Raw genomic sequence first — 18,085 nt, 5'->3', positions numbered from 1 at the left:
CGATGATTCCCGAACTCGGCCAGCTGGCCATGATTCTGGCATTCTGCTTTGCGCTGGTGCAGGCCATCATTCCGCTGATCGGCGCATGGCGCGGTGATCGCTTGTGGATGAGCCTTGCCCGTCCGGCAGCCTGGGGCCAGTTCAGCTTTCTGATCTTCGCCTTCGGTTGCTTGACCTACGCGTTCATGGTCGACGACTTCTCCGTCGCCTACGTTGCGCAGAACTCCAACACCGCGCTGCCCTGGTACTACAAGTTCAGTGCCGTGTGGGGCGCGCATGAGGGTTCGTTACTGCTCTGGGCCTTGATTCTCGGCGGCTGGACCTTCGCCGTGTCGGTGTCTTCACGGCAACTTCCGCAGGTGATGCTGGCGCGGGTCCTCGCCGTGATGGGCATGATCAGCCTGGGTTTCCTGTCGTTTCTGATCCTGACCTCCAACCCGTTCGCGCGTCTGTTGCCGCAGATGCCCGCGAATGGACGTGATCTGAACCCGTTGTTGCAGGATATTGGCCTCATCGTGCATCCGCCGATGCTGTACATGGGCTATGTCGGCTTCTCCGTGGCCTTTGCGTTCGCCATCGCGGCCTTGCTAGGCGGTCGACTCGACGCTGCCTGGGCGCGCTGGTCTCGTCCGTGGACGCTAGTGGCCTGGGCCTTTCTCGGCATCGGCATCAGCCTGGGCTCGTGGTGGGCGTATTACGAGCTGGGTTGGGGCGGCTGGTGGTTCTGGGACCCGGTGGAAAACGCCTCGTTCATGCCCTGGCTGGTGGGCACTGCGCTGATTCACTCGTTGGCGGTCACGGAAAAACGCGGCGTATTCAAGAGCTGGACGGTATTGCTGGCCATTGCTGCGTTTTCACTGAGCCTGCTGGGCACGTTCCTTGTCCGTTCCGGGGTGCTGACCTCCGTGCACGCCTTTGCCTCGGACCCGGCGCGCGGTGTGTTTATCCTGATGTTCCTGCTGGTCGTGGTGGGCGGCTCGCTGACCCTGTTCGCGATTCGCGCACCGGTGGTCAAAAGCCAGGTCGGATTCGGCCTGTGGTCGCGGGAAACCCTGCTGCTGGGCAATAACCTGTTGCTGGTGGTTGCCGCGTCGATGATTCTGCTGGGCACCCTTTATCCGCTGGTGATCGATGCCATGAGCGGCGCCAAGATGTCGGTCGGCCCGCCGTACTTCAATACGCTGTTCGTGCCGTTGATGGGCTTGTTGCTGGTGGTGATGGCGGTCGGCGTACTGGTGCGCTGGAAGGATACGCCGCTGAAATGGCTGCTCGGCATGCTGGCCCCGGTACTGATCGGCAGCGTCGTCCTGGCGGTGCTGGCCGGTCTGCTGCTGGGCGATTTCCAGTGGGCGGTGCTGGCGACCCTGATGCTCGCCGCCTGGGTGCTGCTGGCCGGGGTTCGCGACCTGCTCGACAAGACCCGCCACAAGGGTTTGCTCAGCGGCGCACGCGGTCTGACCCGCAGCTATTGGGGCATGCAGCTTGCGCACCTTGGCATTGTCGTGTGCGCGCTGGGGGTGGTGCTGTCGAGCCAGAACAGCGCCGAGCGCGATTTGCGCATGGCCCCTGGCGAGTCCACCGAACTGGGTGGGTATACCTTTGTCTTCGAGGGTGCCCGGCATTATGAAGGGCCTAACTTCACCTCTGATCGGGGCACGGTTCGCGTGTTGCGCGACGGCGTTCAACTGACCGAACTGCGCCCGGAGAAGCGCCTCTACACCGTGCAGCAGTCGATGATGACCGAAGCGGGCATTGATGCCGGTTTCAGCCGGGACCTGTATGTCGCCCTGGGTGAACCGCTGGGCGATGGTGCGTGGGCCGTTCGGGTTCACGTCAAACCGTTTGTGCGCTGGATCTGGCTGGGCGGCCTGCTGACCGGCCTGGGCGGGGTGCTGGCGGCGCTGGACCGGCGTTATCGCACCCGGGTAAAGAACAAGGTGCGCGAGGCATTGGGTCTGTCGGGAGCTGCACAATGAAACGCTGGGTCATGGTGCTGCCATTAGTGCTGTTTCTGGGCGTGACAGCGTTTTTGTATCGCGGTTTGTATCTGGACCCCGCCGAGCTGCCCTCGGCACTGATCGGCAAGCCTTTTCCGGCATTCTCGCTGCCGGCGGTGCAGGGCGAGCGGATGTTGAGCCGTGCCGATCTGCTCGGCAAACCTGCGCTGGTCAACGTCTGGGGCACCTGGTGCGTGGCCTGCCGGGTGGAGCATCCGGTGCTGACCCGGCTGGCGCAGCAGGGCGTGCTGATCTACGGCGTGAATTACAAGGACGTCAACGCGGACGCGCTGAAATGGCTCAAGGAATTCCATGATCCTTATCAGCTGAATATTCGTGACCAGGACGGTTCTCTGGGCCTTAACCTGGGGGTGTACGGTGCGCCGGAAACCTTCCTGATCGATGCTCAGGGCGTCATTCGTTACAAACACGTCGGGGTCATCGACGACGCAGTGTGGCGCGAAAAGCTTGGCGCGCGCTATCAGCAACTGGTCGATGAGGCGCGGCCATGAAGCGCTGCCTGATGATCGTCCTGTTCAGCGTGCTGTGTTCCGGCATCGCCCACGCGGCCATCGACGCTTATGCTTTTCGCGACGATGCCGAGCGCGCGCGCTACAGCGAACTGACCCGAGAACTGCGCTGCCCGAAATGCCAGAACCAGGACATTGCCGACTCCAATGCGCCGATTGCCGCTGATTTGCGCAAGGAAATCTACCGCATGCTGGGCGAAGGGCAGAGCAATCAACAGATCATCGATTTCATGGTCGATCGCTATGGCGATTTCGTTCGCTACAAGCCGAGCCTCAATGCACGCACCTGGCTGCTGTGGTTCGGGCCCGCCGGCCTGCTGGTTGGCGGGTTTGTGGTGATCGGCCTTATCGTTGGCCGCCGCCGCAAGGCACAATCCGCACAGACCGACGAGCTTTGCGAAGATGAGAAGCAGCGTCTTGCCACCTTGCTGGATGAGCACCGCCCATGATCGACTTCTGGATGGCTACCGGGCTGTTGCTGATGGTCGCGCTGAGCTTTTTGCTGATTCCGCTGCTGCGCGGCCATCGCGCGCAACGGGAAGAAGACCGCACAGCTCTGAACGTGGCCTTGTATCAGGAGCGACTGAGCGAGTTGCAGGTTCAGCAGGAGCAGGGCGTGCTGTCGGTGGCGCAATTGCAGTCTGCACGTGCCGAAGCAGCGCGTGAGCTGCTTGCCGACACCGAAGGCGCAGAGCCCGCCCGCACATCGCGTCTGGGCAAGCCCTTGCTGGTGCTGGCTGCGCTGCTGGTCCCGGTGTTGGGGCTGGCGGGCTATCTCCAGCTGGGTGCCAGTGACCGGGTTGAACTGAGTCGCGAATTCGCTCGACCACCCACCTCGCTGGCAGACATGACCCAGCGCCTTGAGCGCAGCGTGCAGGCTCAACCGGATTCAGCCGAAAACCTGTATTTTCTGGCGCGCAGCTATATGGCGCAGAACCGCCCGGGTGATGCCGCGCAGATGTTCGAGCGTTCAGTGGCGCTGGCCGGAAGGCAGCCCGAGTTGCTCGGGCAGTGGGCTCAGGCGCTGTATTTCGCCAGTGACAAACACTTCACACCCCAGGTTCAGGTGCTGACCGACGAAGCGCTGCTGGCTGACCCCAAGGAAGTCACTAGCCTTGGCCTGCTCGGGATTGCCGCGTTCGAAACACAGCGCTATCAGGCGGCGGTGGATTACTGGACCCGGTTGCTTGCAGCACTGCCCGCAGATGACGCATCGCGTTCGGCGCTGGAAGGCGGCATTGCCCGCGCCAGAGATAACCTCGCCAAACGCCCTGCAGACGCGGCGCCTGCTCCTGCGGTTAAGGCGAAGTCGATAAAAATTCATGTCGAGCTGGCTGCGGCGCTTCAAGGCAAGGTAAGGCCGAACGACAGCGTGTTCATCTTCGCCCGCGCGATCAATGGCCCGGCAGCGCCTTTGGCGGTCAAACGCATTACCGTGGCGGACTTGCCTGCCGACGTGGAACTGAGCGATGCCGACGCAATGATGCCGCAACTGAACCTGTCGAACTTTGCGCAAGTCCAACTGGTTGCGCGAGTGTCTCGCGCAGGGCAGCCAACCACCGGTGAGTGGGTCGGCCGCAGTCAGCCACTGGCCAGTGATGCTGCGGCGCAGCAGGCGTTGACCATTGACAGTCCGGATAACTAGCCTCTGTACGTAAAGTGGCTGCGCTCGGTGATGCTGCGTTAAAAACAGGCTCGGAATGCTCATTTACAACACGTAAACTCCGCTTCCTCGCCTGTTTTTGCCTTGCCTGACCTTCGCTCGCCGACTTTTCGTACAGAACCTAGAGAATTCGCTTATGTACCGTACCGCACGCATCACCTTGTTGGGTCTGGTCGTTGGCCTGAGTGCCTGTGCTGTCCAGCATCCGGCACCGCCACATAGCCAGGATCCTATCCTTAACCTGCCGGGTGGCCAGCAGCCCGGCGCACCGCGTCCGAGTAGCGCGCCTTCGGAGCCTGCCAAGGCGCCTGCCGCAGCGCCGAAGTCCTCGGCCAGTTTCGCGCCGCCACCGGGCGGCGGCAGCCACTGGGACCCGCGCCTGGGCGTGTACGTGATGGACGATCAGCCTAATACCTTCTATCGCCAGCGCACTTACTACCAGTGGAATGACGGCTGGAGCTGGGCAACCAGCCCCAACGGTCCGTGGCAGGCGACTGATGTCAGTGGCGTGCCGGCAGGGCTGGGCAAACAGTTCAGTAAATGATCCAGGCTCAATAAAAACGGCGACCTCGAAGGTCGCCGTTTTGCATCGCCTGAGCGGTTTATTTGCCCGGATAGATCTGGTCGAACACACCGCCGTCGATGAAGTGGGTCTTCTGCACCGTGCGCCAGTCGCCGAAGGTTTTCTCCACCGAGAGGAAGTCCACTTTCGGGAAGCGATCGGTGTACTTGGCCAGTACCTGCGGGTCACGCGGGCGCAGGTAGTTTTTGGCAGCGATTTCCTGGCCTTCCGGTGACCACAGGTATTTCAGGTATTCCTCAGCCAGGGGGCGGGAGCCTTTCTTGTCCACGACCTTGTCGACCACACTCACCGGTGGCTCGGCTTCTGCCGACACGGAGGGGTAAACCACTTCGAACTGATCGCGACCGAATTCGCGGGCGATCATTTCCGCTTCGTTCTCGAAAGTGACCAGCACGTCGCCGATCTGGTTGGTCATGAACGTTGTGGTCGCACCACGGCCGCCGGTATCAAGGACTGGCACATGGCTGAACAGATCACCGACGAATTTCTTCGCCGCCGCCTCATCGCCGCCTTTTTTCAAGGTGTAACCCCAGGCCGAGAGGTAGGTGTAGCGGCCGTTGCCCGAGGTTTTCGGGTTGGGCACGATGACTTCCACGCCATCCTTGATCAGGTCCGGCCAGTCTTTGATCGCCTTCGGGTTGCCCTTGCGCACGATGAACACCGTGGCCGAGGTGAAGGGCGCGCTGTTGTTTGGCAGGCGGCTGACCCAATCTTCCGGCACCAGCTTGCCATTGTCGGCCAGGGCGTTGATGTCAGTGGCCATGTTCATGGTGATCACGTCAGCCGGCAGCCCGTCGATGACCGAACGCGCCTGCTTGCTCGATCCGCCGAAAGACATCTGCACGGTCACATCTTCATGCTTCTCGTCTTTCCAGTGTTTCTGGAAGGCGCTGTTGTAGTCCTTGTAGAAATCACGCATCACGTCATAGGAGACGTTGAGCAGCGTTGGAGCTGCCTGGGCAGCGCTGGCAAAAGCCAGGCCGGCGGCCAGTAGCGAGGCGGCGAAGAGTTTATTCACTGCAGGGTCCTTGAGGTGAAGAGTCGTGTGATCAGCCTGATGGCGTAATGCCGCGACACTATCAGCATCGCGCCTGCGGTTTAAAGACCGAAAAGATCTTTGCTTATGCCTTGTGCTCGGTTTTTTTAAACAATTGATTGCCACAACGTGAGCAGAACGCCGCGCCATGCTCGTGAAGGTTTTTCGAGCACACCGGGCAGTCGTGTTTCAACTGCTCGCCGCGCATGGCGTTGGCCAGCTCGGCGGTGAATATCCCGGTGGGCACGGCGATGATCGAGTAACCGGTAATCATCACCAGCGAGGAGAGCATCTGGCCGAGCGGGGTCTTGGGCACGATGTCGCCAAAGCCCACCGTCGTCAGGGTCACGATAGCCCAGTAAATGCCTTTGGGAATGCTGGTGAAACCATGCTCCGGACCTTCGATCACATACATCAGCGTGCCGAACACGGTGACCAGCGTAGACACCGTGACCAGAAACACGATGATCTTCTGCTTGCTGCCACGCAGCGCCGCCAGCAGGTAATTGGCCTGCCGCAGGTAGGTGCCGAGCTTGAGCACCCTGAAAATCCTCAGCATACGGATGATCCGCAGGTATTGCGCATCGCTGTAATAGATAGACAGCACGCCCGGCACGATCGCCAGCAGGTCCACCAGCCCGTAGAAACTGAATGCGTACTTCAGCGGCCGCGGCGAGCAATACAGGCGCAGCATGTATTCGATGGCAAACATCAGCGTGAAGCCCCATTCGATCCATGCGAAAAGCATCGCGTAATCACGATGAATACTCTCGATGCTATCGATGATAGTGACCAGCAGACTGAGCAGAATCGCGACCAGCACCGCCTTGTCAAACATCCGCCCGGCAGGCGTATTGGCCTCGAAAATAACAATATGCAGCCGCTCGCGGCGGCTGAGAGAGCTGTCCATGGTGGTTCCCGAATCAAAGATCGGGAGAGCCTAGGAGCATTGGGTGGTTGAGTGCAAGCGCACAAGACTTGCGGGAGCGAGCCGGGCGACGCTTCGCTTGATGGCGAAAAGGTCGTTATAGTCCGCGTAAAGGTGACCTGAGTTGAACCCAAATCCACCTGACAAAGAAAACCGCTGTGTGACGCGGAGCGTGAGGAACGATAGTCAAAATCGCAGCCACTGCCACCGAAATGCTTTTCGATCACGATGGCACTAACGACGCAAATTGCGACGTAAGTGACGGCTGAGTCCTGGCGCTGATCCGGGGGTAGCCTGGCAGGACGCCAGGCTAGCCGCACCGGACCATGGATGGTCCGTTGCGGCGACCCCCGGATCAGTGCCAGGGCGAAGGAACCCGACGAAGTCGGGCCGGAAACGGAGCCAGGGGCTTTGGTCACTTTGGCCCCATCAAAGTGACTCGCCGAGGGGCGAAAAGGTGACCTGAGCCGAACCTCAATACACCTGACAAAGAAAAACCGCTGTGTGACGCGTAGCGTCACGAACTGCATTCCCACGCGGAGTGAGGAACGATAGTCATCAGTTTCCGGGCCGTGCCTTTAGCCAAATTGCTCTGAAGCGCTTTTCAATCGCGATGGTACTGACGACGCAGAGTGCGACGTAATCCATCCGAACGAGGCCTGATGGCGAGGCGAACGCCCATCCTACTGCTGCGCCACGTCATCCTTCTCCCAGCCGCCGCCGAGAGCCAGAAACAGATTGATCTGCCCCATCGCCACCTGCGTGTTGGCCTCGGCCATCTGCGCGCGTACGTCAGTGTAAGTGCGCGTAGCCTGCAGATCGGCGAGGAACGAGGCGCGTCCGGCCTGATAGAAACGGTGTGTCTGGTCAGCCGCTTCCTTGGCAGATTGCTCGGCGTCTTTGAGCGCGTCGCGGCGGTCGAGCAGGGCGGTGTATTGCGCCAGACCGGTCTGGGTTTCACGGATGGCATTGAGCACCACACCGTCAAAGCGCGCCAGCGCAGCTTGCGCCGAGGCTTCGGCCTGATGGATGCGGGCGCGTGAGCCGTTGGACGGGATAGTCCAGTTCAGCAGCGGCCCGAAGCCCCAGCGATTGGCCGCCGGCTTGCCAAGGTTCTCGATCAGGCCGGTGGTGCCAATGCTCGCGCCGATGCTGATGTCCGGATACAGCTCGCCGGTGGCAACGCCGATCTCGGCAGTCGACATCGCCAGATGGCGTTCAGCCTGACGCACATCCGGGCGGCGTTTGAGCAGTGCTGCGCCGTCGCCCACCGGCATGACCTGCGCAATATGCGGCAGCTGGTTGCAGGTGCTGACCCCGGCGGGCAGTTGCTCGACAGGTTTGGCCAGCAACATCGACAGGCGGAACATCGCAGCCTGACGACGCGCCTCGTAACGGGGCATTTCGGCGCGCAATGACTTGAACTGCGTCTGCGAACGAGTGACCTGGGTTTCATCGCCACGCCCGGCATCACGCAGGCGCTGGTTGAGGGACACACTCTGTTTTTGCAATTCCAGCGATTCGCGGGCGATGTCGAGCTCTTCGTTGGCCGCACAAATCTGCGTGTAAGCGCGCACCACATCGGCGACCACCGTGATACGTGCCGTATCCACCGCCGCCTGATTGGCATCGACATTGGCCTGCGCCGCTTCGATGCCACGCTGCAAGGTGCCGAACAGATCGAACTGGTACGAAGTGGTCAGACCCACATCGCCGACATTGGCCACCGGCACCTTGTCGGTCAGCAGAAACGCCTCGCCAGACTCCTGCACGCGCTGCGCGCCGATCTTCGCGCCGTTGGTAAAGCCGCCGGCCGCCTCGGCCTCCGAGGTCTGATAGCGGGCACGCTGCAGGTTGGCGGCAGCGATGCGCAGGTCGGTATTGGAAGCGATTGCCTGGCCCACCAGCTCATCCAGACGCGCATCCTGGTAAAGGCGCCACCAGTGAGCAGGCACCGGGGCCGAAACCGTGTTGACCGAGCGACCAGCCAGTTCACCCTGCAAGTCAGGGCGATTGATCGCGCCGTCTTTGGGCAACTGGTAATCCGGACCGACCATCTGGCAGGCCGACAGCACGGCGGTAAAGCCGAGCGCGGCCACGCGTAAAGCACGTTTCATCGGCTGCGCTCCTGCGTGTCGTCGATAATCGACACCGTCGCGGTACGCCCGGCAATCATGCGGAAATCGGCAGGCACGTCATCGAAGGCAATCCGCACCGGAATCCGCTGCGCCAGACGCACCCAGCTGAAGGCCGGGTTGACGTTGGGCAGCAGGTTCGAGCCGCTGCTGCGATCGCGGTCTTCGATACCGGCAACGATGCTCACCACATGGCCGGTCAGCCGCGCGTTGTCGCCGATGACACGGATGTCGACGCCCTGGCCGACATGGATGCCATCGAGCTTGGTTTCCTCGAAATAGCCATCGATGTGGAACGACGTCGAATCGACCACTGAGAGCACCGGACGCCCGGCAGTGACGAACTCATGTTCGCGGGGGGCGCGGTCGTTGAGGTAGCCGTCCACCGGACTGCGGATCACCGAGCGATCCAGGTTCAACTGCGCGGCATCCACCGCAACCTTTGATTCGCCCAGTGCCGAAAGGGCTCGGGCTTCGCGTGACTGGCTTTCTTCCAGTTGTTCGCGGGCGACCAGATTGCCCAGGCCCCGGTTACGTTTGTTCTCACGGCGTGCCTGCTCCCAGGTTTCCTGACGTTCGGCGACCGTCGCCTGCGCCTGGCGCAGTGCCAGACGGAAGCGGTCCTGATCGATGGTGAACAGGACCTGGCCCTTGTGCACAGGCTGGTTGTCAGTGACTTCGACCTTCTGGATCAGCCCGGACACGTCCGGTGCGATCTGCACGATGTCGGCGCGGATATGCCCGTCGCGCGTCCACGGTGCATACATGTAATACATCACCATGCGCCATACGACCACGGCGGCGAGGGTGACAACCAGCAGGGTCAGGACCACGCGGCCCAGTGTCAGTATCGGTTTTTTCATGTCATCAGGTATCGACTTAGAGTATCCACGGCGCCGAGCAACAAAGCGTATAGACCTACGTTGAACAAAGCCCGGTGCCAGACCAGACGGTAGAAGTGGGCACGCGACAGCACCGCGTGCACGACCAGAAACAGCAGATAGGCGATGCCCATCATCGCCAGGAACGTGGGGATGAAGATCCCGCTGATGTCCAGATCACCGATCACAGGGGCGCTCCATCAATGTTGTGCGGCAGTTGCTCGGTCAGTTCGCCGCCCACGGTGACGATTTCGACCCCCGGTAGCAGCGCCAGGCGCAGGCCGCTGAGAGCATGCAGCAGGTGCAGTCGGGCCGGGTTGTCGCCCATCTCCTGATCGGTCAGTGAACGGCGTGCGCGGTCCATGGCCATCAGCAGGCCTCTGGGCGCCGGCAGCCGTTCACCGGCCTTGCGGCACTGTTTGAAATAGCCGCTGACTTCTTCGATCACCTGACGCAGCAGTACCTGGGCCGCTGGCGTGGCACGGCGGGTGTAGGCCAGCAGGTCGAGCATGTTCAGCGCGACGCGCAGTTCACGCAAGGCAATCCCGGTGTCCTGGGCGGTGAGCGTCAGGCGCGGCAGTTGCTGCATCAGGCGGTCGAGCATTTGCACGCCCATGCGCCGATGCTCGGCCAGCGAAGCGTTTTCACTGAGACTGGCGATGTCACGCCAGCTGAAACGGGTGAGGCGCTTGACCGCCAGTTCGACGCCGAACGGGCGGAACACCAGGGTCCAGATGAAGGCGAACAGCAGCCCGGCAGGACCCGCCAGGTTGGCATTGAGGAAGTTCATGAAGTCCGCGTCATAAGCGCTTTGGATACTGATGAACGACGAGGTGTTGACGATGGTCAGCAGCGTGCCGAGAAAGAAGCGCGGCTGCACGGTCAGGGTCCCGACGCATATGAACGGCACGGCGAAGGCCAGCACCAGCATCGGGAAGTCATGCAGGTTGGGCAGCACCACAAACAGGTACAGGCTGGCGAACACCACCGAGAGCAGGGTCCAGAAGAAGAACCGGTAGATTTGCGGGGCAGGGTCGTCCATGGCGGCGAAGAAGCTGCACGACACCGCCGCCAGTGCCACGGCACTTGCGCCGTCTTTCCAGCCGAGCAGAATCCACAACACCGACGCGGCGATGATCGCCAGTACTGTCGAGGTCACCGAATAGAGCATCAGACCGCGGTCGAGAAACGGGGTCAGCCGGCCCAGGCGCCAGTGGCGATAGACCGCGCGCCACTGTGACTGGTCGTCGGTCTTGATCGCGTATTGCAGGGTTCGGCAATCCAGCCACAGGTCGATCCATTCACCCAGCCTGAACAGCGTATTGGAAAGCAGCAGTTGGTCGCGGTCGTCCAGTTGCGCGGAGTCCGGTTGCAGGCTCTGCAGATCGCGGTGCAGCTGCTGCCATTGCTCCACCTGCGGCCCATCGGCAGTGCTTTCGAGCCAGTCGCAAGCCTTTTGCAACAAGGGCTTGATGCTGGCCAGCAGCTCGGGCGAGCGTCGCTCCAGTGCCCACAGTGCGTCGTCCAGCGCATCGATGACTGGCAAGAGGTGGATCATCCGGCCGCGCAGTTCATTGGCGTTGCGCACGGTTTGCTTGCGGGCGCCTTCGTGGCTCAACTGGCCGATCATCATTTCCAGCGAGTTGAAGCTGCCGACCATCGAATTGCGCAGCGTACCGATTTCTTCGGGCTGACAGGTGCGGTTGATAAAGCGCTGGCTGTAGGTCGCGGCATCGCTGAACCACTTTTCCGTGGTGGCCTGAAACACCGGCGCCAGGCGTCTGGGCCAGAACATCGCACCCACGACAGCGGCGCAAATGATGCCGAGAAAAATCTCTTCGGTACGCGACACCGCGATGTCGAATACAGCCTGCGGGTTGTCGACCACCGGCAGCGAAATCAGCGGCATGGTGTAGCCGGCGAGCATCAATGCGTAGCTGTTGGCGGTGCGCAAGTGCAGGGACAGAAACAACAGGGTACCGGTCCAAAGCCCGACCACGATGGCCAGCAACAACGGCGTCTGCACGAACATCGGCACCAGCACGACCGATGCCGCCGCACCGGCCAGGGTTCCGGCCGCTCTGTACAGCGCCTTGGAACTGGTCGGGCCGACGAAGGGGCTGGAGACGATGTACACCGTGGCCATTGCCCAATAGGGGCGGGGCATTTCCATCAACAATGCGATGTAAAGCGCCAGCATCGACGCGCCGAAGGTGCGTACACCGTAGAACCAGTCACGTGCAGGTGGAACGCTGGAGAAAAATCCGTTCAAGCCTGGCCCCCGTGTTCGCGCTGCGCCGCATCGGCAAACGCCTGTAACACCCGCAAGGTGGCTTCCAGGTCGGCAGGTTGCAGGCCTTGCAGCACTTCGGCACGCAAGCGGGTCAGCTCGGCTTCGATGGAACAGGCCAGTGCGCGACCTTTGCGCGTCAGGCTCAAGGCCTTGGCGCGGCGGTCATTCGGGTCTTCGGTGCGGCAAACGATATCGGCCTGGCACAACTGATCGAGCAGACGCACCAGCGTCGGGCTCTCCATGCCGGCCGCCTGAGCGACTTTTACCTGATGTGCGCCATCGCCCAGGCGTGCGATGGCCAACAGCGGACCTGCGCAGGCTTCGGAAATGCCATAGGTCACCAGCGTGTTCTGGCAGATGCGTCGCCATTGGCGAGACGCGGCCACCAGGCCACTGCTGATTGTCCGATGCAGGGATTCGACAGACATGGAAACACCAGGAATTTAGTTAGGAGCAATATTGTTAGTAGGGATATAAATAGCTTGCTAACTAATATCCCGTAACAACTGCTTACAGTCAACCCGAAGCTGCCCGGCGGAGGCGCTTTCTTTCTAACCGTTAAAAACGTGTTTTGAGACGACGTGACGCTCTAAAAGGGTCGCCTTGGTGTGCTTCAAGCGGCGGAAGTTCATTTATCCTGAAGATAACCGCTACCGTCTGTCGGTTATTTGGGGTTTTTCGCGCTGTGGCGGACTCGATACATTCAAAAAAATGACGCGCTTCACAAAACACTTCTTCACGTTAATCAACGCTTGTAGCTCGACAGTGGCACATTGCCGCACTGCAGCAATTGATATCGGGGTGATGGCATTGGCTGTTTTTAGACGTTTTGTTGACGCCAAAGCGTTGTCGGGTCTGTTTTAAAAATAAACGATTAAGCCGATAGTCTGGATGACCAAACGGGCCAGCACACCCGTTCCAGAGCCATTCAGTTGGTGCGTGATACGCACCTTGCGAGCTACGCGATGATCGACCTTGCTACCTGGAATCTCTCCGTACCTGTCGGAAGCCCCGCGACCATCATCGAAACCCCCAAATTGGTAAAGGGCTATCGGGATGGCTACTTTCAATCAGGGGATACGCTGTTCTTCTGGGCGCCGGTGACGGGTTCAACCACCGAAAACGCCAAGTACCCTCGTTCCGAATTGCGCGAGACGACTTCAGACGGAAGAGTCTTCAACTGGGCCTACTCCAGTGCCGACAACTTTCTGCGCGCGACCCTGGAAGTCGATCAAGTGCCTTCCAGCGGCAAGATCGTGATCGGTCAGATTCACTGCTACCAGAGCACCGAACCGCTGCTGAAGGTGGAGTATCAGTACAAGGAGAAGCTGCAGACCGGCAACATCGTCGCCAAGTTTCGTCGTACGCCGGACTCGGAAATCGAGGTCATCACCATCGCGCAAGGTGTGCCGCTCAACAAGCAGTTCAACTACACCATCAACCTGTCGCCGTCTGGCGATCTGACGGTCAATGCCTTTGACGCAGTCTGGTACGCCAAGCTGGATTCAGCCTGGGCCAGCAAACTGTTCTACTTCAAGGCAGGGGTCTATACCCAGGACAATACCGGCTACACCACGGAAGGCGGCTCGGCCACCTTCTACAAGCTGGCCATTGCCCACGAGAAAAAGAATTGATCCTCGCGTACCGCAGGCCTCAGGCCGCCGGGAATATCAGACTGAAGCAGATTCTGCCGGCGGCGGGTTGATCGACTTCGACCCGACCGCCGTGCAGTTGCATGATTGCCGTGACGATCGCCAGCCCCAGGCCGTTGGAATCCGAACGCTCATGGCGTGAGGCGTCACCGCGATAGAAACGATCGAACAAGCGCGCGAGTGTGGCTTGCGGCAGCACCGGTCCCTGATTCTCCACATCGATCTTCCAGTGCTTGTCCACAGCCGTCACCCGCATCAGAATTTCGCTGTCTTCATCGGCGTAGCGAATCGCATTGGCGACCAGATTGCTCAATGCACGCCGCAGCAGAATCGGATCGGCCAGCAACGTGCCTTGTCCGTTGGTGCTCAGGGTCAGATTGCGTTCTTCGGCCAGCCCCTCGAAATAGCCGGCGACCCGTTGCAGCTCATCATGCAGATCCAGCGACTGACGTTCCAGCGCGGCTTGGGCTTCGTCCGCCCGTGCCAGAAACAGAATGCTTTCTACCAGCCGCGAGATGCGCTCCAGCTCTTCCAGATTGGAGGCCAGTAGCGCCTGATATTCATCGGCGCTGCGGTTCTGGCGCAAGGCGACCTGGCAGTGGCCCATCAGCGAGCCGACGGGTGTGCGGATTTCGTGGGCCAGATCGGCAGAAAACTGCATCAGGCGTCGGTAGCCATCGTCCAGACGGTCAAGCATGGCGTTGAAGGCGTCGCTCAGTTGTTGCAGTTCGACGGGCGTATCACGGCTGTCGAGGCGTTTGTGCAGGCTGGCCGGGGTGATTGCGGCGGCATGGGCGGCCATTATTCGCAGCGGATGCAAGCCGCGACGCAGCAGCACATACCCCAAGGCTGCGGTTATCAGAAACGCCAGGGCCACGGCTATATAGATGCGCTGACGGAAGCTGGCGAGCATGGCCATTTCCTTGACCATCAGGTGTGCGGCCTGCAAGCGTACTTCGACACCGTTGGACATCACCTGCACGGCAGCCGCGCGCAACGGCACGCCTTGCAGGCTCATGCCGCTGCGCAGGTCGTCGACCCGCAGCGGCTGGTCCTGCGCCACGGTCGGCAGCTCCGGCAGAGGCGCGTGCTGCGGGTTGACCGAGATCACTGGTGATTTGCCCGGCTCGCCGATGATGAAGATGTCTTCTTCACTGTCGAGCATGTTCTCGAACAGCTGCGGACTGCTTTTGAGGTTGTCCATGGTCAAGTCATAGCGCAGCAGCTTGCGAAAGTGGTCCAGCCGCGCGAGCACGGCATGGTCGCTGCGTTGCATGACCGTTTCTTCGATGGACTGATACAGGTACAGGCCTGCGCCGCTGACGGTAAGCATCGCCACCAGGGCAAAGGCCAGGGTCGAACGCAGGGTCAGGGAAGGCTGGCGTCGCATGGCCGCACCTCGCACACATAACCGATGCCACGCACGGTGTGGATGAGTTTGACCGGGTAGGGCAGGTCCACCTTGCTGCGCAGGCGCTTGATGGCGACGTCCACGACATTGGTGTCGCTGTCGAAATTCATGTCCCAGACTTCCGAGGCAATCTGTGCCCTGGACAGTACGTCGCCTTCGCGGCGCAATAACAGGTGCAACAGGGCGAACTCCTTGTTGGTCAGCACGATGACCTGTTGCTGGCGCGTCACCCGGCGGCGCAGCAGGTCCAGTTCCAGATCGGCCAGATGAAAGTGGTCCGCCTCGCGTACCACGCCCCGGCGCAGGATGGTGCGGATGCGCAGCAGCAGTTCAGTGAAGGAAAACGGCTTGACCAGATAATCGTCGGCACCCAGTTCCAGGCCGCGAATCCGGTCCTGCAACTGGTCGCGCGCGGTCAGAAACAGCACTGGCACGTCCTGCCGGGCGCGCAGTACTTCGATGATTTGCCAGCCATCGATGCCCGGCAGCATCACGTCCAGCACGATCAGGTCATAGCGGTTTTCCAGCGCCAGGTGCAGGCCGTCGGCCCCGTGCTGGGTCCAGTCCACCTTGTAGCCGGACTCACCCAGACCCTTCTTCAGGTACTCGCCGGTTTTGGTGTCATCTTCAATCAGCAGGATATGCATCGTTTTGTCCGCTACGCTTTTGCCTGCACCCATGGTGCGCCGATGCCGGAGTCTAACCAGTTGCCGACAAGGTGTCCGACGAATGACAAAAATGTCATTGCCCGGTCATTCTGCGGTGCCGGTAGCGGTGCAAAGATGGGTTTCAGATCTCACCTGCCAAGGAAGTACCGATGAAGACTGCACTCTCTACTACGTTCGGCCTGCTGTTGCTCAGTGCCGCTGTCATGACCCAGGCTGCCGACATGAAGGTGGTCAAACCGATGCGTGGGACCGTCGACAGCGTCAGCGCCGACACCCTCGATTTCACCACCCGTTCGGGTCAGCACGAAAGCATCAAGCTGACTGACAAGACCGGTATTCGTCTTGTTTCCGAAGCGGACTTCAAGCAAATCAAAGGCGACAGTTTTGTCGGTTCGGCTGCCATCCCGCAGGCGGACGGCACACTGAAAGCGCTGGAAGTGACCGTTTTTGAGGCGAGCCTCAAAGGCAGTGGCGAAGGTCACTATGGCTGGGAAAACGCTGATGGCAGCACCGGCACCATGACCAATGGCACCGTTGGCACGTTGGCTGGCACCGATGGTCGCACGCTGACCGTCAAATACGAGGGTGGCGAGAAGAAACTGGTGGTGCCGCAGGATGTGCCTATCGCCTACGTCGAGCCAGGCAACGTCGACCAGTTGACCAAGGGCGCCAACGTCGTGGTGTTCCCGGCTGACGACGGCAAGTCCGCTCGTGGTGTGGCCGTCGGCAAAGGCCGTTTCACCCCGCCGATGTAATCACCGCCATAGCTGTCAGGGGCGCAAGGCTGCCCCTGACAGCCTTTTCCAGGCCTGATCAGAGGGATCTCGACATGAAAACCCGCCCCATCCATCCGTGGCCGGTGCGCCTGACCCACTGGGTCAATGCTGTGGGCATGGTCTGTATGTTTATGAGCGGTTGGGCGATCTACAACGCATCGCCACTGATGCCGTTCACCTTTCCCAAATTCTTGACACTCGGCGGCTGGCTGGGCGGTTCCATTGCCTGGCACTTCGCGGTGATGTGGCTGTTGGTCATCAACGGTCTGATTTATGTGTTGTATGGCGTGTTCAGCCGCCATTTCAAACGCGACCTGTTGCCGGTCCGGCCGTCCGAAGTGACGCGTGACATGAGTGACGCGTTGCGTTTTCGACTGGTCCACGTCAAAGGCCGTTACAACGCCGTGCAACGGTTGATGTACTGGTTGGTGCTGGCCATGGGCGTGCTGGTGGTGCTTTCCGGTCTGGCTATCTGGAAACCGGTGCAGTTTCAGGGGCTGGTCAGTCTGCTGGGCGGATTCGATTTCGCCCGTTGGGTACATTTCGGGGCGATGACCGCCATCGGCGCGTTCGTCATCGTCCATCTGCTGCTGGTCGTGCTGGTGCCCAGTACTTTGCTGCCGATGATTACCGGCGGCCGCCAGCCGAACGAAGACGGAACTGCGCAATCATGAACGAACCACGTAAACGCAACACTCAGCGTATCCGCCTTGAGCCCGCGCAAGAGCGCCAACTGGTCGATATTCAGCGCCGCTCGTTTTTGCGCGCCGGGCTGACCGTGGGCGCGATGTCGATGCTCACAGGCTGCAACCTGCAGGATGGCGATCAGGTCGATAAAGTGCTATGGGCCATGTCGCGCTGGAATGACCGGGTTCAGGCCTGGCTGTTCAACGGCCAGAAGCTGGCGCCGACCTACAGCAAGGCGCAGTTGACCAACCCGTTCCCGTTCAATGCGTTCTACCCTGAATACAATGTGCCGGAGCTGGATCTTTCCGATTACCAGCTGGCGGTGTCGGGGCTGGTGCGGGACAAGCAGCCGTGGACGCTTGAGGCGCTGCGCAAACTGCCGCAACGCACGGACATCACGCGGTTGATCTGCATCGAGGGCTGGAGTGCGATAGGGCAGTGGGGCGGCGTGCCGCTGAAGACGTTCCTGGAGTATATCGGCGCTGACACGACGGCGCGTTTTGTCGGTTTCAAGTGCGCTGACCGCTATTACTCGAGCCTGGATATGCCCACTGCGTTGCATCCGCAGACGTTGCTTGCGCTGGACTTTGGTGAAGTGGCGCTGCCACCTGATTACGGTTACCCGTTGCGGGTGCGGGTGCCGACCAAGCTGGGCTTCAAGAATCCCAAGCACATCGTGGAGATTTTCGTCAGTAACGAGAATCCTGGGGGGTATTGGGAGGATCAGGGGTACAACTGGTTCAGCGGGATCTAGGAACGGACGCAGAGCGTCTCGAACGGCATGCGACGCAGAGCGTCGCACGATGGCGGTAGTGAGATTATCGTTCCTCACGCTACAGCATGGG

18 protein-coding genes are annotated in these 18,085 nt (G+C 60.7%); 9 read left to right on the top strand and 9 right to left on the bottom strand.

Going from position 1 to position 18,085, the window contains the following annotated elements; translation table 11 throughout:
• Positions 1–2: 2 nt before the first annotated feature.
• The 5 genes from V476_RS02030 to V476_RS02010 all read left to right on the top strand — a co-directional run bounded on the left by V476_RS02030 (position 3) and on the right by V476_RS02010 (position 4,734).
• Positions 3–1,976, top strand: coding sequence for a heme lyase CcmF/NrfE family subunit (locus V476_RS02030; protein WP_024961279.1), 1,974 nt, complete (start codon positions 3–5; stop codon positions 1,974–1,976).
• Entirely contained in the window at positions 1,973–2,509 is a 537-nt protein-coding gene (locus tag V476_RS02025) for a DsbE family thiol:disulfide interchange protein (RefSeq protein ID WP_024961280.1), read from the top strand. The genes V476_RS02030 and V476_RS02025 overlap by 4 nt, the downstream gene beginning before the upstream one ends.
• The gene (locus tag V476_RS02020) at positions 2,506–2,976 is read left to right on the top strand and encodes a cytochrome c-type biogenesis protein (protein ID WP_003316886.1); all 471 of its coding nucleotides are present in this window, start codon (positions 2,506–2,508) and stop codon (positions 2,974–2,976) included. The genes V476_RS02025 and V476_RS02020 overlap by 4 nt, the downstream gene beginning before the upstream one ends.
• Positions 2,973–4,172, top strand: a complete 1,200-nt coding sequence (gene ccmI, locus V476_RS02015; protein ID WP_024961281.1) for a c-type cytochrome biogenesis protein CcmI — start codon at positions 2,973–2,975, stop codon at positions 4,170–4,172. Before V476_RS02020 ends, ccmI begins: the two co-directional genes overlap by 4 nt.
• Before the next feature lie 154 nt (positions 4,173–4,326).
• Positions 4,327–4,734 carry a lipoprotein gene (locus V476_RS02010; protein ID WP_003316888.1) on the top strand — a complete coding sequence of 136 codons (408 nt, stop codon included), beginning with the start codon at positions 4,327–4,329 and terminating at the stop codon, positions 4,732–4,734.
• A 58-nt stretch (positions 4,735–4,792) separates the two neighbouring features.
• On the opposite strand, the gene V476_RS02005 is transcribed toward V476_RS02010, so the two are convergent.
• The 7 genes from V476_RS02005 to V476_RS01975 all read right to left on the bottom strand — a co-directional run bounded on the left by V476_RS02005 (position 4,793) and on the right by V476_RS01975 (position 12,474).
• Positions 4,793–5,791 carry a sulfate ABC transporter substrate-binding protein gene (locus V476_RS02005; RefSeq protein ID WP_024961282.1) on the bottom strand — a complete coding sequence of 333 codons (999 nt, stop codon included), beginning with the start codon at positions 5,789–5,791 and terminating at the stop codon, positions 4,793–4,795.
• Between the two features lie 103 nt (positions 5,792–5,894).
• Positions 5,895–6,719, bottom strand: coding sequence for an ion transporter (locus V476_RS02000; protein ID WP_024961283.1), 825 nt, complete (start codon positions 6,717–6,719; stop codon positions 5,895–5,897).
• Between the two features lie 701 nt (positions 6,720–7,420).
• Complete coding sequence (locus V476_RS01995) at positions 7,421–8,854, bottom strand: efflux transporter outer membrane subunit (RefSeq protein ID WP_024961084.1); 1,434 nt, start codon at positions 8,852–8,854, stop codon at positions 7,421–7,423.
• Positions 8,851–9,735: an efflux RND transporter periplasmic adaptor subunit gene (locus V476_RS01990; RefSeq protein WP_003344172.1), complete on the bottom strand. Its 885-nt coding sequence runs from the start codon at positions 9,733–9,735 to the stop codon at positions 8,851–8,853. Before V476_RS01990 ends, V476_RS01995 begins: the two co-directional genes overlap by 4 nt.
• Entirely contained in the window at positions 9,732–9,941 is a 210-nt protein-coding gene (locus V476_RS01985) for a DUF1656 domain-containing protein (RefSeq protein WP_003315925.1), read from the bottom strand. Before V476_RS01985 ends, V476_RS01990 begins: the two co-directional genes overlap by 4 nt.
• Entirely contained in the window at positions 9,938–12,025 is a 2,088-nt protein-coding gene (locus tag V476_RS01980) for an FUSC family protein (protein WP_024961085.1), read from the bottom strand. The genes V476_RS01985 and V476_RS01980 overlap by 4 nt, the downstream gene beginning before the upstream one ends.
• Positions 12,022–12,474 carry a MarR family winged helix-turn-helix transcriptional regulator gene (locus tag V476_RS01975; protein ID WP_003344167.1) on the bottom strand — a complete coding sequence of 151 codons (453 nt, stop codon included), beginning with the start codon at positions 12,472–12,474 and terminating at the stop codon, positions 12,022–12,024. The genes V476_RS01980 and V476_RS01975 overlap by 4 nt, the downstream gene beginning before the upstream one ends.
• A gap of 537 nt (positions 12,475–13,011) precedes the next feature.
• Between V476_RS01975 and V476_RS01970 the strand changes: the two genes are divergently transcribed.
• Positions 13,012–13,680: a polysaccharide lyase family 7 protein gene (locus V476_RS01970; RefSeq protein WP_003344165.1), complete on the top strand. Its 669-nt coding sequence runs from the start codon at positions 13,012–13,014 to the stop codon at positions 13,678–13,680.
• Positions 13,681–13,699: 19 nt separating this feature from the next.
• Here V476_RS01970 and V476_RS01965 read toward each other — a convergent pair whose 3' ends face one another.
• Positions 13,700–15,088 carry a heavy metal sensor histidine kinase gene (locus tag V476_RS01965; RefSeq protein WP_024961086.1) on the bottom strand — a complete coding sequence of 463 codons (1,389 nt, stop codon included), beginning with the start codon at positions 15,086–15,088 and terminating at the stop codon, positions 13,700–13,702.
• Positions 15,067–15,756: a heavy metal response regulator transcription factor gene (locus V476_RS01960; RefSeq protein ID WP_002554192.1), complete on the bottom strand. Its 690-nt coding sequence runs from the start codon at positions 15,754–15,756 to the stop codon at positions 15,067–15,069. The genes V476_RS01965 and V476_RS01960 overlap by 22 nt, the downstream gene beginning before the upstream one ends.
• Before the next feature lie 170 nt (positions 15,757–15,926).
• On the opposite strand from V476_RS01960, the gene V476_RS01955 reads away from it, so the two are divergent.
• The 3 genes from V476_RS01955 to V476_RS01945 all read left to right on the top strand — a co-directional run bounded on the left by V476_RS01955 (position 15,927) and on the right by V476_RS01945 (position 17,994).
• Positions 15,927–16,532: a hypothetical protein gene (locus V476_RS01955; protein ID WP_024961087.1), complete on the top strand. Its 606-nt coding sequence runs from the start codon at positions 15,927–15,929 to the stop codon at positions 16,530–16,532.
• A 74-nt stretch (positions 16,533–16,606) separates the two neighbouring features.
• Complete coding sequence (locus V476_RS01950; protein ID WP_003370324.1) at positions 16,607–17,227, top strand: cytochrome b/b6 domain-containing protein; 621 nt, start codon at positions 16,607–16,609, stop codon at positions 17,225–17,227.
• Complete coding sequence (locus V476_RS01945; RefSeq protein ID WP_024961088.1) at positions 17,224–17,994, top strand: molybdopterin-dependent oxidoreductase; 771 nt, start codon at positions 17,224–17,226, stop codon at positions 17,992–17,994. The genes V476_RS01950 and V476_RS01945 overlap by 4 nt, the downstream gene beginning before the upstream one ends.
• The last annotated feature ends 91 nt before the right edge of the window (positions 17,995–18,085 follow it).

This window comes from Pseudomonas syringae KCTC 12500 (assembly GCF_000507185.2).
In the GTDB taxonomy this organism is placed as follows: Bacteria; Pseudomonadota; Gammaproteobacteria; order Pseudomonadales; family Pseudomonadaceae; genus Aquipseudomonas; species Aquipseudomonas syringae.
This window is presented reverse-complemented; position numbering and strand designations above follow the sequence as displayed.